1 protein-coding gene is annotated in these 273 nt (G+C 65.9%); it reads right to left on the reverse strand.

Annotated features, from left to right (window positions below; translation table 11 throughout):
* The coding region (locus ACLJNW_RS25045; RefSeq protein WP_410961335.1) for an SIS domain-containing protein at positions 1 to 273 on the reverse strand (273 nt) is incomplete at both ends.

Below are 273 nucleotides of genomic sequence, written 5' to 3' on the forward strand. Positions count from 1 at the left end.
GCCCTTGAGCACGGCGACATGGTACGAGAGCAATTGCAACGGGATGGTGTAGAGGATCGGCGAGAGCACGTCGCCGATGTGCGGCATGCCCACCACATGGGTGCCCTCGCCAGCCTCGATGCCCGCGCCTTCGTCGGCGAACACCACCAGTTCGCCGCCGCGGGCGCGGACTTCCTGCAGGTTCGACTTGAGCTTCTCCACCAGCTCGTTGTTCGGCGCCACGGTAACCACCGGCATGTCGCTGTCCACCAGCGCCAGCGGGCCATGCTTGAG

This window comes from Salmonella sp. SAL4457, from assembly GCF_046548235.1.
Classification (GTDB): Bacteria; Pseudomonadota; Gammaproteobacteria; order Enterobacterales; family Enterobacteriaceae; genus Salmonella; species Salmonella enterica.